The organism is Corallococcus aberystwythensis (assembly GCF_003612165.1).
In the GTDB taxonomy this organism is placed as follows: Bacteria; Myxococcota; Myxococcia; order Myxococcales; family Myxococcaceae; genus Corallococcus; species Corallococcus aberystwythensis.
In genome coordinates this window covers 1-14195 of record NZ_RAWK01000078.1, presented here as the reverse complement: position 1 = coordinate 14195, position 14195 = coordinate 1, and the positions used below count along the sequence as shown (strand labels likewise).

General features: G+C 71.1%; 7 protein-coding genes. 2 read left to right on the top strand and 5 right to left on the bottom strand.

What is annotated here, in order from left to right; all coding sequences use genetic code 11:
* Positions 1–171 precede the first annotated feature (171 nt).
* Positions 172–1314 (top strand): hypothetical protein, encoded by a 1143-nt coding sequence (locus D7W81_RS14820; RefSeq protein ID WP_120556020.1) that lies wholly within the window; start codon positions 172–174, stop codon positions 1312–1314.
* A 13-nt stretch (positions 1315–1327) separates the two neighbouring features.
* Positions 1328–3499, top strand: a complete 2172-nt coding sequence (locus tag D7W81_RS14815; RefSeq protein WP_120556019.1) for a bifunctional alpha,alpha-trehalose-phosphate synthase (UDP-forming)/trehalose-phosphatase — start codon at positions 1328–1330, stop codon at positions 3497–3499.
* A gap of 4 nt (positions 3500–3503) precedes the next feature.
* Here D7W81_RS14815 and D7W81_RS14810 read toward each other — a convergent pair whose 3' ends face one another.
* The 5 genes from D7W81_RS14810 to D7W81_RS14790 form a co-directional block, all read right to left on the bottom strand.
* A complete protein-coding gene (locus D7W81_RS14810; RefSeq protein WP_208721307.1) occupies positions 3504–5795 on the bottom strand; it encodes a hypothetical protein in 2292 nt (763 codons plus the stop codon).
* A gap of 84 nt (positions 5796–5879) precedes the next feature.
* Positions 5880–9542: a DUF3857 domain-containing protein gene (locus D7W81_RS14805; protein ID WP_120556018.1), complete on the bottom strand. Its 3663-nt coding sequence runs from the start codon at positions 9540–9542 to the stop codon at positions 5880–5882.
* A gap of 261 nt (positions 9543–9803) precedes the next feature.
* Positions 9804–11840, bottom strand: coding sequence for a glycosyl hydrolase family 18 protein (locus tag D7W81_RS14800; RefSeq protein WP_120556017.1), 2037 nt, complete (start codon positions 11838–11840; stop codon positions 9804–9806).
* A gap of 57 nt (positions 11841–11897) precedes the next feature.
* Complete coding sequence (gene nagA / locus D7W81_RS14795) at positions 11898–13076, bottom strand: N-acetylglucosamine-6-phosphate deacetylase (protein WP_244227217.1); 1179 nt, start codon at positions 13074–13076, stop codon at positions 11898–11900.
* A 94-nt stretch (positions 13077–13170) separates the two neighbouring features.
* Positions 13171–14195, bottom strand: a 1025-nt coding sequence (locus D7W81_RS14790; RefSeq protein ID WP_147445489.1) for an SIS domain-containing protein, incomplete at its 5' end; no start/stop codon positions are given.

Genomic DNA, 14195 nt, shown 5'->3' with positions numbered 1-14195 from the left:
GCCTAACGTGTTGCCTCCGTGGAATCACACGCACGCCTGGTCCTGGCCCCTGTGAGAGCCGTTGGCGCCTCAATCCCTGCTCAAATGCGAAGGATTGATTGGATACCGGGGAAGTCAGGTGGGTGAGGCGTGACCATGGAGGGGCCCGGGCTTGCTATCCTGGGGCTCCCGATGCCCCGTCTCCTCTCGCCCGCGCAGGCCTGGCTGTTCGGCCGTGGCGTGGACCTCACCGTGTTCGCCGGCAGCGCGCTCGTGTCCGTGGCCTTCGTGCTGGCCTCGCCGTGGCTGGGCGCGGTGGGGGACACCCCCGCGTGGGCGTGGCTCCTGTTCGTGGTGGGCGTGGACGTGGCGCACGTCTGGTCCACGCTGTTCCGCACGTACCTGGACGGCGAGGAGGTGTCGCGCCGCCCGGGCCTCTACGTGGGCGCGCCGCTGGCCGCGTACGGGGTGGGGGTCTTCGCGTACATGGCCGCCCCGGGCGTGTTCTGGAGCCTGTTCGCGTACGTGGCGCTGTTCCACTTCATCCGCCAGCAGTACGGCTGGGTGGCGCTCTACGACCGCAAGGCGCGCGCGTCCGCCTTCGAGCGGCGCCTGGACGCGGCGGCCGTCTACGCCGCCACGCTGGGCCCCGTCGTCTGGTGGCACGCGAACCTGCCCCGCGGCTTCTGGTGGTTCGTGGAGAACGACTTCCTCGCCGGGCTCCCCGCGTGGGCGGGCACCGTGGCGCTGGGCGCGCACGCGGCGGTGCTCACGCTGTGGGCGGGCCACCAGGGCTTGCGCATCGCGCGAGGGGAGGGCGTGCAGGCCGGCAAGGTGCTGCTGGTGGCGGCCACGTGGGTGGCGTGGTTTGGCGGCATCGTGCTGGCGCGGGACGACTTCGCCTTCACCGTGATGAACGTGGTGCTGCACGGCGTGCCGTACTTCGCGCTCCTGTTCCGCTACGCACGCGGGCGCCACGCGGAAGGGGGCTTCGGCGGCCTGGGCGTGCTCCTGCGCGCGGGGCTGCCGGGCTTCCTGCTGTTCCTCGGGGTGCTGGCGCTGTTGGAGGAGGGGCTGTGGGACGTGCTGGTGTGGCACGACCGCCCGGTGTTGTTCGGCGACGGTGGACCTGCCCTTGAGGCCGATGTGCTGGCGCTCGTGGTGCCACTGCTTGCGCTGCCGCAGGCCACGCACTACGTGCTGGACGCGTTCATCTGGAAGGCCGGCAAGGAACCCGCGCTGCTCAACAGGCTCGGCTGGTCCCGGGCAGGCCAGGGGCCTTCAAACGTCAGCCAGGCACACAAGGTGGTAGCCATTCCCGGAAGGGGTGAATAGAGCTAGTGGGTCTATGGCTCGACTCCTGCTCGTTTCGAACCGTCTTCCCGTCACCGTCAAGGCGGAGAAGGATGCCGTCTCCGTGGGGCGCAGCGCCGGAGGGCTCGCCACCGGGCTCAGCCGCCCGCATGAGCGCTCTGGAGGCCTGTGGATCGGCTGGCCCGGAGATGTCTCCCGGCTGACGGACGCCCAGCGCACGCAGGTGGAGAAGCAGCTGTCGGACCTGCGCTGCGTGCCGCTGTACCTGTCCGCCAGCGAGGTCAGCCGCTTCTACGAGGGCTACTCCAACCGGGTGCTCTGGCCGCTGTGCCACTACATGCTGGACCGCGTCCCCCGGCAGGACCGGGACTGGGACGCGTACCGCAAGGCGAACGAGCGCTTCGCCGACCTGGCCGCGAAGCACTACCAGCCGGGCGACACCATCTGGGTGCACGACTACCAGCTCATGCTGGTGCCCGGGATGCTGCGCAAGCGCCTGCCCCAGGCGCGCATCGGCTACTTCCACCACATCCCGTTCCCGTCGTCGGAAATCTTCAGCACGCTGCCCCGGCGCGCGGAGCTGCTGGAGGGACTGCTGGGCGCGGACCTCATCGGCTTCCACACGGTGAGCTACGTGCGGCACTTCTCCGGCACGCTGCTCAGGCACCTGGGGCTGGACACGAACATCGACCGCGTCCTCTTCCAGGGGCGCGAGGTGCGCGTGGGCGCCTTCCCCATGGGCATCGACTCCGCCGCCTTCGAGTCGCTGGCGCAGGAGCCCGCGGTGCTGGACGAGGTGAAGACGCTGCACGGGCGTGCCCAGGGCGAGCGGCTGCTCGTGGGCATCGACCGGCTGGACTACACGAAGGGCATCCCCCGGCGCCTGCTCGCGGTGCAGCGCGTGCTGGAGCGCGACCCGTCCCTGCGCGGGCGCCTGCGCTTCATCCAGGTGGCCGTGCCCAGCCGCACGCAGGTGCAGGCCTATGCCGAGTACCGCGAGACGGTGGATGAATTGGTGGGCCGCATCAACGGCCTCTACGGCACCGTGCACAGCACGCCCGTGCACTACCTCTACCGCTCCCTCAACGAGAAGCAGCTGGTCAGCCTCTACCGGGGCGCGGACGTGATGCTGGTGACGCCCGTGCGCGACGGCATGAACCTGGTGGCCAAGGAGTTCTGCGCGGCCCGTCCTGACGAGGACGGCGTGCTCGTGCTCAGCGAGTTCGCGGGCGCGGCGGCGGAGATGCGCGACGCGCTGCTGGTGAACCCCTACGACGTGGAGGACATGGCGGACGCCATCGAGCAGGCGCTCAAGATGCCCCAGCCCGAGCGTCAGGCGCGCATGCGCGGTCTGCGCGCGGGCGTGAAGGCGCGCGACGTGCACTGGTGGGTGGCCAGCTTCCTGGACCGGCTCCAGGGTCTGCCCTCCCAGGCGGAGAAGCCGCCGCTGCCGGACGGCATGGCCGCCCTGGACACGCTGAAGGGGCTGGGCAGGAAGGTGCTGTTCCTGGACTACGACGGCACGCTGGTGGGCTTCGCCCCCACGCCGGAGCTGGCCGCGCCGGACGCGGAGCTGATGACGCTGCTCCAGGAGCTCTGCGCCCGGCCGGACCTGTCCGTGCACATCGTGAGCGGCCGTCCGCGCGAGACGCTGGAGGCGTGGTTCGGCGAGCTGCCCGTGGGCCTGCACGCGGAGCACGGCCTGTGGTCGCGCATGCGGCGGGGGCAGCCGTGGCAGGCGCTGCCGGGCGTGTCCTTCGAGTGGAAGCCGAAGGTGAAGGCCGTGCTGGACGCGTTCGCGGCGCGGGTGACGGGCTCATTCGTGGAGGAGAAGACGGCGTCGCTCGCGTGGCACTACCGCAAGGTGGACGCGGAGTTCGGCGCGCTCCAGGCGCGCGAGCTGCGCCTGCTGCTCTTCGAGCAGTTCTCCCAGGAGCCCATGCACATCCTGCCCGGGGACCGGGTGGTGGAGGTGCGGCCCAAGGGCGTCAACAAGGGCCGCGTCGTGCCGGAGGTGCTCAAGCAGGAGGGGCCGGACGTGCGCGTGCTGGCCCTGGGCGACGACGTCACCGACGAGGACCTCTTCGCGGCGGTGCCCCCCGGCGGCATCGCCGTGCACGCGGGCAACAAGGACACGCGCGCGGGGTACCGCGTGGAGGGGCCGCCCGGGGTGCGTCAGCTGTTGAAGGGGCTGCTCGGGAAGTAGCGCCTCACAGGTTGAAGCCCACGTTGCCCACGGAGATGCTGGGGCCGAAGATGAAGGACCACTTGCTGGAGGGCACCACGGTGTCGGTGTTCGGGTCGCCGCTGGTGCGCCGGGTGATGTCGCCCCGGAACTCGCGGGCAATCCATGCGTTGGCACCCACCGCCGCGCCCGGGCCGATGGGCACCCGCAGGCCCAGCCCCAGCACGGCCGCGAGCGTGGGCGGGAACTGGATGTCGCCGGACTGCGGCACCAGGCCCAAGCCCATCAAGCCCATCTCGATGCCCAGGAGGCGCTCCTGGCCCTCGTTGTTGAGCAGCGCCAGGCGCGACAGCACGCCGAAGTTGATGGCCAGCTGTCCCGTGGGCTGCGTCGCGCGGTAGAGGCCCGCGGGGATGGTGGCCATGGTGTAGAGGCGGAACATGCCGCCGCGCACGATGGCGGTCCACTGCGCGGACGGCAGGCCCGTGCGGTCCACCGTGGAGAGGGCGTAGCGGGACTCATCCGCGACGTGCGCCACCTGCACGAGGATGCGGTCGTACTGGCCCAGGTTGCCCTGCACGGGGATGACGCGGACCTCCCCCTTGGGGCGCAGGAACAGGCGCTGATCCACGCTGCTCTCACCGCGCACGGAGCCGTCCGACTTCGTCACGGTGACGCGCAGGGTGATCTCCTGGTTGCCCTCCTCCAGCGTGAGGCGCTCGCGGTGGATGATGACGCGGCAGGTGTTGCGCATGGCGTAGTCCACCCGGTGCGGGCGGCTGGGCGTGAGCTTCTCGTCGTTGCCCTCCTTGTCCGCGCAGATGAACTCCACCAGGCTCTCCACGTTGGTGGGCACGCTGGCCTCGCGCACCGCGCGCTGCACGCGCTCGCTGGTGAGGAACAGGTCGGACGTGGCCAGCTCCGCCGGCAGTGTGGGCAGCCGGTAGCCGAAGCGCAGCGACACGAAGCCGCCCGCGGTGGCCTCGCCCTGGACGAGCGTGGCGGACTCCCGCACCGTCACGGTGTACGCCCCACCCAGCGGGCGCAGCATGAAGCGGCCCAGGCCGCCGTTGGAGGCCACCGTCACCTCCGCCGGGCGGTTGGTGGGCACGAAGTCGATGGTGCCGTGGCCGGGCAATTCCAGCGTCGCGCGAGGGTCCGGCACGGGCTTCGTGTCCACCGTCTCCGACGCCACCACCGTGCCGTCCACGCGCGACGTGATGGCGGTGACGGTCACCTGCGGCTCGTTGGTGCCGCTGGTGCGCAAGAGCACGTAGGTGCCGTCCTGCGCCTTCACCACGCGCTCCACGCGCACGCGCGCGCCGTTCACCGTCCACAAGAGGCCGCGCGGGTCGTGCGCGCAGGCGGGGTCCAGGCGCATCACCAGCCCGGAGTCCTCCGCGTCGCGCAGCACCGTGCCCTCCACCGCGGACAGCGGACACGCGAGCACGGGCAGCGTCTCCGACATGGACGTCTCCAGCGCGTCCCCCTTCGCGAAGAACACGCGCGGCACCAGCCGCAGACGCAGCGTCACCGTGGGGTTCAGCCCCGGCACGTTGCGGATGGACACCGCGCCCTCCGTCACCTCGCAGCGCGCGGTGCCGCAGTCCACGGACGCGACCGCCTCCGAGTGCGTCACCGCCGCGTAGCCGGGGCCCTTGGACAGGTCCACGCCGGAGGACTGCACCAGGGGCCGCGTGAGCACGGTGCGGCCGGGGCGCAGGCGGAAGTACTCGTCGTCCAGGAAGCGCCCGTTGGCGTCGTACGTCGTCACGTCCGCGCCCCTGCGGCCGTAGGCGGGCACCCATGACAGGGCCGCGTCCGTGGGCAGGCCGGGCGCCAGCGGGACGGCGCACTCGGAGGGGCTGTTGGGCTCCAGGCAGACGTCCTGTCCGTCCAGGGAGGCCGTCTTCGGATCCACGCCCCGGGGCGTCCCGGACCAGACGATGGCCACGTTCTTCAGGCCGGTGCCCTTGAGCTCCAGGCGCCCGTCGTCCGGGTAGAACGTGGTGGAGGCACTGTCGATGCGGGGGAAGGGCCCGGTGGCCACCACCACCACGGTGTCGGTGGCCGTGGCGCAGGAGGCCTCGTCCGCGGCGACCTTCAGCTCCAGCGTGCGGGTGGCGTCATCCGCGCGCGGGGGCGGCTTGAGCGTGCGGCCCTCCAGCACCCAGCCGCCGCGCACGGGGCCGCACAGCACGCCCTTGGGGATGACCTCCACCGCCCGTCCCCCTTCGGGAAGCTGGACGACGGGAGCGGCGGTGGCGGCCCCCGCCACCAGCAGGCAGCCAAGGACGAGCGCGCGTGCACGGTGCATGCATCTGCTTAAGCACGGAGGGCCGCGTCCGGGTCAAGCCCTCCGTGCGAAGCGGCGCCAGGCAGGCGCCGCGAGTGTTCGCGATTACCGCGAAGCCGTCTTCTGCCCCGGCCCCTGGAGCAGGACGCGGCGGCCGAAGGCGCGGTCCACCCGGCCCAGGAACTCACGGAACTGGGGGTACTCGTCCGCCTTGATGCGGGCGACGGAGAGGGCCACCTCGCCGTCGGCGATGAGCGCGCCGTTCTCCACGCGGTAGCTGAGCTTCACGTGGCCGAACGGGGTGGTCTCCTCCACGGCCTGGGGCAGCTCCGCCACGGTGTAGCCGCCAGGCAGCGTGTAGCGCAGCTTGAAGGTGTTCACCCAGGGGCTCTGCATCACCAGGTCGAAGCGGCGCTCGGCGAGCGACGCGTACGCCTGCTGATAGGTGCGCCCCGTGCCGAAGGGCAGGAAGCGCAGGCTGCCGCCGGGCAGCACCTCCGCGTAGCGCGGGATGCCCATGTTGAAGTCGAGCGACACGTCGTCATCCAGGCGGGTGGTGTCGCTGAGCTTCACCTCGCGCACGGTGAGGCCGGGGAAGCTCTGCGCCCACGCACGCTCGAAGGTGGACTTGCGCGTGGACTCCGGGCGGTAGGCGCGGCGGTACTCCGGCGCGGTCTGGCCGGCCACGCTGCTCTGGCCCTTCACGTCCGCGCCGCCGTCCGGGCGCAGCGCCACGTCCATGGCCAGCGTCGTCTTGTTGTCTTCCGCCTTCGCTTCCGGCGTGGTGAGGAAGTTGCTCGTCCCGTTGGGGTCCACCACCAGCACGTTCGCCACGCGGTCCGCGGAGGGAAGCTCCTTGGCGCCGTGGAACTCCGCGGTGCCGTCCAGGTACAGGTCGAACTTGGGCACGTACGCGATGGCGTGGTTGAAGGCCGCCAGCGACGCGGGCTCCGCGTCCAGCGAGCCCAGGTTGCGCATGCGCAGCAGCACCAGCCGGCTGTCCACGCCCGCCACCTTCAGCATGGAGTGGATGAGGCTCGCCTTGTCCTTGCAGTCACCGAAGCGGCGGGCCAGCACGCGGTCCACGCGGTACGGCTTGAAGCCGTGGATGCCGAACTCCAGCGCCACGTAGCGGGTGTTGGTGACGACGAACGAGTAGATGGCGCGCACCACGGCCAGCTGGTCCTTGCGGTCCACGCCGGTGAGCACCTGGTCCACCGTGGCCTTCAGCTCCGCGTTGGGCTGGAGCTGGTCCCGCACCAGGCCCCACCAGTAGTGGCCCACCTGGTCCCACGTCTTGTACGTGGAGATGTGGATGTTCTGGGCGACCTCCGCCCAGCCCGGCATGCCCGGCTCCGGCACCACCTTGGAGACGTGCTTCGCGCCGAAGCGGTACACGGCGCGGCCGGACTCCGGGGACTCCTGCTGCTGCTCCACGCCCGCCAGGCGGCTCTTGTTCCAGTACAGCGGCCGCTCCTTGGGCATGTCCACGACGTACTGGAAGCGCACCTTCGGGTAGGTGCCCTGCACGCTCTCCACGTCGCCCCAGTAGTCCGACAGCAGGTTGTCCTGCGCGGTGTCATCCAGGCGGTAGGTGAGCTCCAGCATGTCCCCGGCGGAGAGCGACGGGAACGACAGGATGCGCGCGCGGGCGTCGTAGTACATGCCCGTCCACGGCTCGTTGATGTTGCGGTCCGCGTCGCCGTAGCTGTCCACCACGGAGCCGTCCGGCTTCGTCACGCGGGCGCGCAGCACGCGCACCTCCTGACGGTCCGGCGAGTAGGTGATGGGGATGCTGCGGAACGCGTCCACGCCGCGCTGGTTGTACACGCGCACCGCCATCTGCTGCATGCGGCTGGACAGGCCGCTCTTCTGCACGCGCACGTAGGTGTTGTCCACGAGGTACAGGGCGTCCTCGTTCATGTAGCCCTCGGCCTCCTTGGCCAGGGGCTTCGCGTCCACCACGTACTGGGTGCCCGCGCTCTCGGACTCGCCCTTGAGCGTGCGCAGGGCCTCCTTGAGGCCGGGGTTCTGCGGGCGCAGCACCAGCGACTTCTCGAAGGCGGCCAGGGCGGGCTCGCGCTGACCGGCGGCCAGCAGCGCGCGGCCCTCGCGCTCGTACACCTCCGGCTCGTCCGGGGAGAGGGCCTTGGCCTCCGTGAAGAGGGCGGTGGCCTCCTCCACGGCGCCGTTGGCGGCCTTCAGTTCCGCCAGACGCACGCGGCTGCCGTTGTCGAAGGGGTTCAGGTCGGTGAGCTTCGCGTACTCGCGCTCCGCGGCGTCCACCTTGCCCGCGTCCGCGAGCATGGAGGCCAGCTGGCGGCGGGTGTTGGCGTCGTCGTAGCGCAGCGCCAGCACCACGCGCATGCGGTCCATGGCCTCCTGGTCGCGGCCCACCTGACGGGACGCGGCGGCGGCCACGCGCACCACGCGGGGCACGCGCGGCTGCTGACGGAAGGCCTCCTCCACCAGCGCGTGCGCCCGGGCGCGCTCGCCCAGGGCTTCCGCCGCGCGGGCGAGCAGCAGGCGCGCGCCCGGCACGTTGCGGCCGTCCTCCACCGCCATGAGGGGCGCGAGCAGCGGCTGCACGCGCTCCGGGTGGCCGCGGTCCATCTCATGGTCCGCCAGCGCCAGACGCGCCGGGGCGTAGGTGGGGTCCGCCTTCACGGCGGCCTCCAGGAAGCGGCGGCGCTCGTTGAGGTCGTCCGTCTGGGTGTTGGCGGCCAATACTTGAAGCCGCGCGTCGTTGGGGGCGTTCTGCGCCGCGAGCGCGGCCTCGGCGCTGGCGGTGTGCTCGCGCTCGTCATAGGCGCGGAAGAAGGACAGCACCTGGGCGTAGTCGCCGCGCAGCTGCGCGTCGTCCGGGTTCTTCTCCACCAGCGCGCGCAGCGCGGAGGTGAGGGTGGGCAGGGGCTGCGGCGCGGGCGCGGGCATGCGCTCCAGGGCGGGGGCCTTGGCGGGCAGCGAGGCGCGGGCGGAGGCCGTCTCCGAGCGCAGGTAGAAGCCCAGCGGGCCGGACTCCTGGCACACCTTCACCAGCACGCGGTTGAGGCCCTTCTTGAGCTTCACCGACACGCGCGTCTGGTCCGGGCGGGGCAGGTTGTAGCGGTCCTCCTTGGAGGCGAGCTGGCCGTTCACCCACAGGCGGTAGCCGCCGGAGGTGCCCAGGCCCAGCGCCACGCGCGTGTCCTGTGGCACCTCCAGCCAGGTGAGCGCGTACGCCACGGACTCCTTGTTGGGGCGCACCGCGGTGGCCAGGTCCACGTAGCCGTCCGCGGACGTGACGGACAGCTTGCGCCAGCTGGCCTCGTGGCCCTTCGCGCCGGGGTAGCGCGCGGTGAGGTCCAGGTTGGCGGCCTCCGGACCGAAGTCCGTGTCGCAGCCGGCCTTGCCCTCGTTCTCGAAGCCGCCGACGACGTAGTAGTCGTTGACGAAGCCCAGCCACTGGCGGACCTCGTTGGCGCGCACCATCCGGCCGCGCGAGCGCTCCGCGTCCATGAGCAGCAGCTGCGCGGTGGTGCGCGTGTTCGCGTCCGACGTGCGGCGGGAGGCGATCTGCTGGTAGGTGCTCACCAGCGGGGTGAGGTCCTCCACGTCATCCACCAGCGCGTGCATCCGCAGCAGGGAGGCGCCGCCGCGCGGCGAGTTGGCGCTCTTGACGGCTTCGGCCGCGTACTCGCGGGCCCGGTCGTCCGCGTTCGGCTTCGCGAGCCCCAGCACGGGACAGGTGAGCACGACAAGTGCGGCCAGCGATGTGAAACGCGACATCCGTTCTCCTCGAAGTTCGACGGCGCCCGGGGGCAGGCAGGGGGCGATGACGGCGGTGAACAGGCGGACCCGTCACGGCCTTCCCCTGCATGCGGCCCCGGACGGCGGGCAGGCAACCAATTCGCGTTCCACTCTACGCCGGACCGGTGTGGGGCGGGGTGGGCCCGTGGAGGCAACGGCGGAAAAACGCACAGGGCCGGCGCGGGCGTGGAGTGCCCGTGCCGGCCCCGGTGTGGGTGCGTCCCCGGAAGGGGGGATGCGTCAGTGGAGCTTGTTGTAGAGCGCGTTGACGAGGCCGCCGTCGTCGCCGCTCAGCTCCCAGAACATCGCGCCGCCCAGGCCCTTGGCCAGGATGTAGTCCGACTTGGCGGCGAGGCTCTCCGGGTCGTCATAGGCCACCCACACCTTGGTGGACGGGCTGTAGACGTAGGCCTGCTTGCTCTCCGGGTGGAAGAACTTCGTGTAGCCGGAGCCCGCGCGCTCGTAGTTGGCCTTGAGGTCCTTGTAGTCGAACACGCCGGTGAGGCCGGACTGGCCGTCATCCCACGTGCCCTTGGTGGGGACGCCGGACTGGAACAGGCCGTTGTTCACGTTGGGCACGTTGCCCCAGCCGCGCCCGTAGAAGGGCACGCCCAGGACAATCTTGGAGGCGGGCACGCCCAGCTGGAGCATCTTGGCGATGGAGCCGTCCGTGTAGAAGCCGTCGTTGGCGCCCGGGTCGCCCGTCACGCGGTTGAGCGCGGAGTGGAAGTTGACCGTGCTCTCGAAGGCGCCGTGGTAGTCGTAGGACATCACGTTGATCCAATCGAGGATGCCGGCCAGCTTCACCGTCTCCTGCTTGTTGGCGAGCAGGTCCGGCGACGCGCCCGACGCGATGGTGAGCAGGTAGGGCTGCCCCGTCTGCGCCGTCACGGTGGCCAGCTGGGTGCGGAACTCCTGCATGAGCAGCGTGTAGTTCACCTTGTCCGCGGGGCTGCTGATGTTGTCCGGCAGGCCGCCGCCGGTGGGGTACTCCCAGTCCACGTCGATGCCGTCGAACACGCCCACGCCGTTGGCCGGGGTGACGCCGGGGAACTGGCCCTTCACGTACAGGTCCACGCAGGACTTCACGAACGCGGTGCGCGCGGCGGAGGTGGCGGCCACCTGGGAGAAGTACTTGGACCAGGACCAGCCGCCAATGGAGATGAGCAGCTTGAGGTTCGGGTTCGTCTTCTTCAGTTCCTTGAACGCGCGGAAGTTGCCGCGCAGCGCGCCGGGGTCCCACTCACCGGGGTAGCCGAAGCCCTTGTCGATGTCCGCGAACGGGTCCCCGAGGATGCACTTGCCGTCCGGGGAGATGTTGGAGAAGGCGTAGTTGATGTGCGTGAGCTTCGACGCCGGGACGTTGGACACCTGGTAGTTGCGGCCGTAGATGCCCCACGCGGTGAAGTAGCCGACGATGCGCTTGCCGCCCGGAGGAGGATTGCCGGGCAGCTCCACCACGACGCTCACGGTCTTCGTGCCCACGTTGCCGGCCGCGTCGTACGCCTTCACGGTGTACGTGTACGTGCCGTTCTGCGCGGACGTGGAGAACGCGCGGCTGAACGACGACGCGGTGGCGACGAGGGTTCCGTTCTCCAGGATTTCAATCTTCGTCACGCCCGTGTCGTCGGTGGCGCTGCCGGAGACGGTGACGGAGCCCGCGGCGGTGATGCGCGACGCGCTGGCGCTGGCGGTGACGACCGGGGCGGTGACGTCGCCGGTGGAGGGGATGGCCACGGTGACGGTGACCGTCTTGGCGCCCACGTTGCCGGCGGCGTCGTACGCCTTCACGGTGTACGTGTACGTGCCGTTCTGCCCGGAGCCGGAGAAGGTGCGCGTATAGGAGGACGCGGTGGCGACGAGGTTTCCGTTCTCCAGGATCTCGATCTTCGTCACGCCCGTGTCGTCCGTGGCGCTGCCGGAGACGGTGATGGCGCCCGCGGTGGTGACGCTCGTCCTGCTGCTCGTCGCGGTGACGACGGGCGCGGTGGTGTCGCCGCCGCCCGTCACCGGACCCAGGTCGAGCCACAGCGACGCCACGGCCGAAGGCGTCCAGTCCGCCTGGGACGTGTGGGCCTGACGGCACTGGTAGGTGCGGCCTTCATAGGTGACGCGCGTGCCCACGGAGTAGGCGACGCCCACGGCCCACGCGGCATCCAGCGGCGCCTTCATCACGCTGCCCGGGCCCTCGGCTTCGGGCGCGAAGGACTCCTGGCCACAACCGGCCACGGTCAGCGCGGACGCCACCAGGCCCACAATCCACTTGCTACGACGCATTCGTGTTCTCCTCGCCTGCGGTACACGCGGAAGGAGTCACGTCCCCATTTTTCCGGGTTAATGGCTGGCTTTGGATTTCGCCTGCCCGCCCACCCAGGTGGTGTGAACGGAAAGGTCCGGATTCAACAGCACGAGGTCCGCGCGATGCCCGGGGGCGATGCGGCCCCGGTGGCCGTGCAGTCCCATGAATGTCGCGGGATGGAGCGAGGCCATGCGCAGCGCCTCCTCCAGTGACACCCCGAGCGAGTGGACGCAGTAGCGCACCGCCGCCGTGAGGTCGATGTCCGCGCCCGCGAGCGTGCCGTCCTCGGTCTCCAGGCGGCCATGGCGGCGCAGGATGGTGCGGCCCTGGAGGGTGAACGACGTGACGGGCGTGCCGACGGGCGGCATGGCGTCCGTGACGAGGAACACCTTGCCCGGCGGTTTGACCTTGAGGAGCAGGCGCAGGTTGTCCGCGTGCACGTGCACGCCGTCCGCGATGACGCCGCACCACGCGTCGTCATGGGTGAGCGCGGCGACGACAGGGCCGGGCTGGCGGTTCACCACCGGAGGCATGGCGTTGAACAAGTGGGTGAAGCCTCGCACGCCGGATTGCAGGGCCTGGGTGGTGCGCTCGCTGGTGGCGGCGGTGTGGCCCGCGCTGAGCACCACGCCGGAGGTGGAGAGGCGGCGCAGGGTGGCGTCGTCCACGCACTCGGGAGCGAGCGTCATCAGGACGCGGCCTCCGTGCGCGGCGAAGCGGCGGGGCAGGGCGGTGAGGTAGTCGAGGTCGCGAGGGTCGGGCGTGCGGATGAACGAAGACACGTGGACGCCCGCGCGCTCACGGCTGATGAAGGGACCTTCCAGGTGGATGCCGAGCACGCCGCTGTCCGGGCGTGCGGTGGCGGTGAGCGCGGCCTCGCAGGCTTCGCGCATGCGGCCGGCGTCGTCGGTGATGAAGGTGGGCAGGAGGCCGGTGGTGCCGCAATCACGCATGGCGGAGGCGATGGCGAGCGCGGCCTCCCCGGTGGGGGTGTCGTTGAAGAGCACGCCCCCCGCGCCGTTGACCTGCACGTCCACGAAGCCGGGCGCGAGCAGCGTGTCACCGGGCAGCGTGTGCACGGTGGCGCCGGCGGGGAGCGCGGAGTGGGGAACGACGGCGAGGACGGTGCGGCCTTCGAGGACGACAGCCTGTCCTTCGAGGAGCTGGTCCCCCGTGAAGACGCGAGCGCCTTGAAGGACCGTGGGCATGGGCATCACACGACTCCCGTGAGCTTCTGCGGGACGAATGCACGGCCTCCAAGGCACCGGGCCCTGGTGGAGACGCGAGCCCCCCGAAGGACCGTCGGCATCACACGGTCTCCGTGACCTTGCGCAGGTGCGCGGGCGCATCCGGATCCAGCCCGCGCGCCGTCGCGAGCTGGTGCACCGCGAAGTAGAAGCTCTGCACCTGGCACAGCGGCGCGAGCGCCGCGGGGAGGTCCGGCAGCGTGGGCAGGTGCTGCGCGCCGGAAACGGGCAGGGCGGTGTGGACGCTCGCGCCCAGTTCGACCATGCGCTGCACGACGTCGCGGGTGCCCTGCGCGGCGCTGTCCTCCTGACCCAGCGCGATCACGGGGAACCCCGGCCGCACGAGCCCGAGCGGACCGTGGAGGACCTCCGCGGTGCTGAAGGCCTCCGCGTGCATGCGGCAGGTCTCCTTGAGCTTGAGGGCCATCTCCAGCGCGGCGCCCAGGCCGCTGCCCCGGCCGACGACATAGAGGCTGCTGGCGTCCTTGAGCGTCGCGAGCGCCGGCCACCAGTCGAGCTTGCCCGCGGCCTCCAGTGCATCCGGGAACCGCCGGGCGGCGTCATGCAGCTCCGCGGAGTCCGACCAGTGCGCGACGAGTTGGAGGAACGCGAGTCCGGAGAGCAGATAGGACTTGGTGGCCGCGACGCTGTGCTCGGGGCCGGCGGACAGCGGGATGCGCACGTCGCACAGCGCCGCCAGGGGCGAGGCTTCCTCGTTGATGAAGCCCAGCACGACGGCGCCTCCCGCGCGGGCGGCCTCGGTCATGCGCAGCAGGTCGGGGCTCTGACCGGACTGCGACACGGCGATGAAGAGCGCGTCGTGCAGGTCCAGGGAGCGCGTGTTGTAGACGGACGCGACACTGGGGCCCATGGACGCGACGGCGCGGCCCAGCGTGGTTTCAATCAGATACTTGCCATAGACGGCCGCATGGTCGGAGCTGCCGCGCGCGCAGGTGACGACGAAGCGGGGAGGCGTGCGGCGCAGGCGGGCCCCCAGGTAGGCGAAGGTGTCGCGGCAGCGTTCGAGCTGGCGGCGGGCGGCGGCCGGAGCCTGGGCGGCCTCGCGCGCGAGGGCGGGAAGGGGAG

Bases quoted from the DNA above. Each gene is read 5' to 3' on its own strand.
- D7W81_RS14805 (WP_120556018.1), bottom strand. From the start codon at position 9,542: ATGTCGCGTTTCACATCGCTGGCCGCACTTGTCGTGCTCACCTGTCCC.
- D7W81_RS14800 (WP_120556017.1), bottom strand. From the start codon at position 11,840: ATGCGTCGTAGCAAGTGGATTGTGGGCCTGGTGGCGTCCGCGCTGACC.
- nagA (WP_244227217.1), bottom strand. From the start codon at position 13,076: ATGCCCATGCCCACGGTCCTTCAAGGCGCTCGCGTCTTCACGGGGGAC.
- D7W81_RS14820 (WP_120556020.1), top strand. From the start codon at position 172: ATGCCCCGTCTCCTCTCGCCCGCGCAGGCCTGGCTGTTCGGCCGTGGC.
- D7W81_RS14815 (WP_120556019.1), top strand. From the start codon at position 1,328: ATGGCTCGACTCCTGCTCGTTTCGAACCGTCTTCCCGTCACCGTCAAG.
- D7W81_RS14810 (WP_208721307.1), bottom strand. From the start codon at position 5,795: ATGCACCGTGCACGCGCGCTCGTCCTTGGCTGCCTGCTGGTGGCGGGG.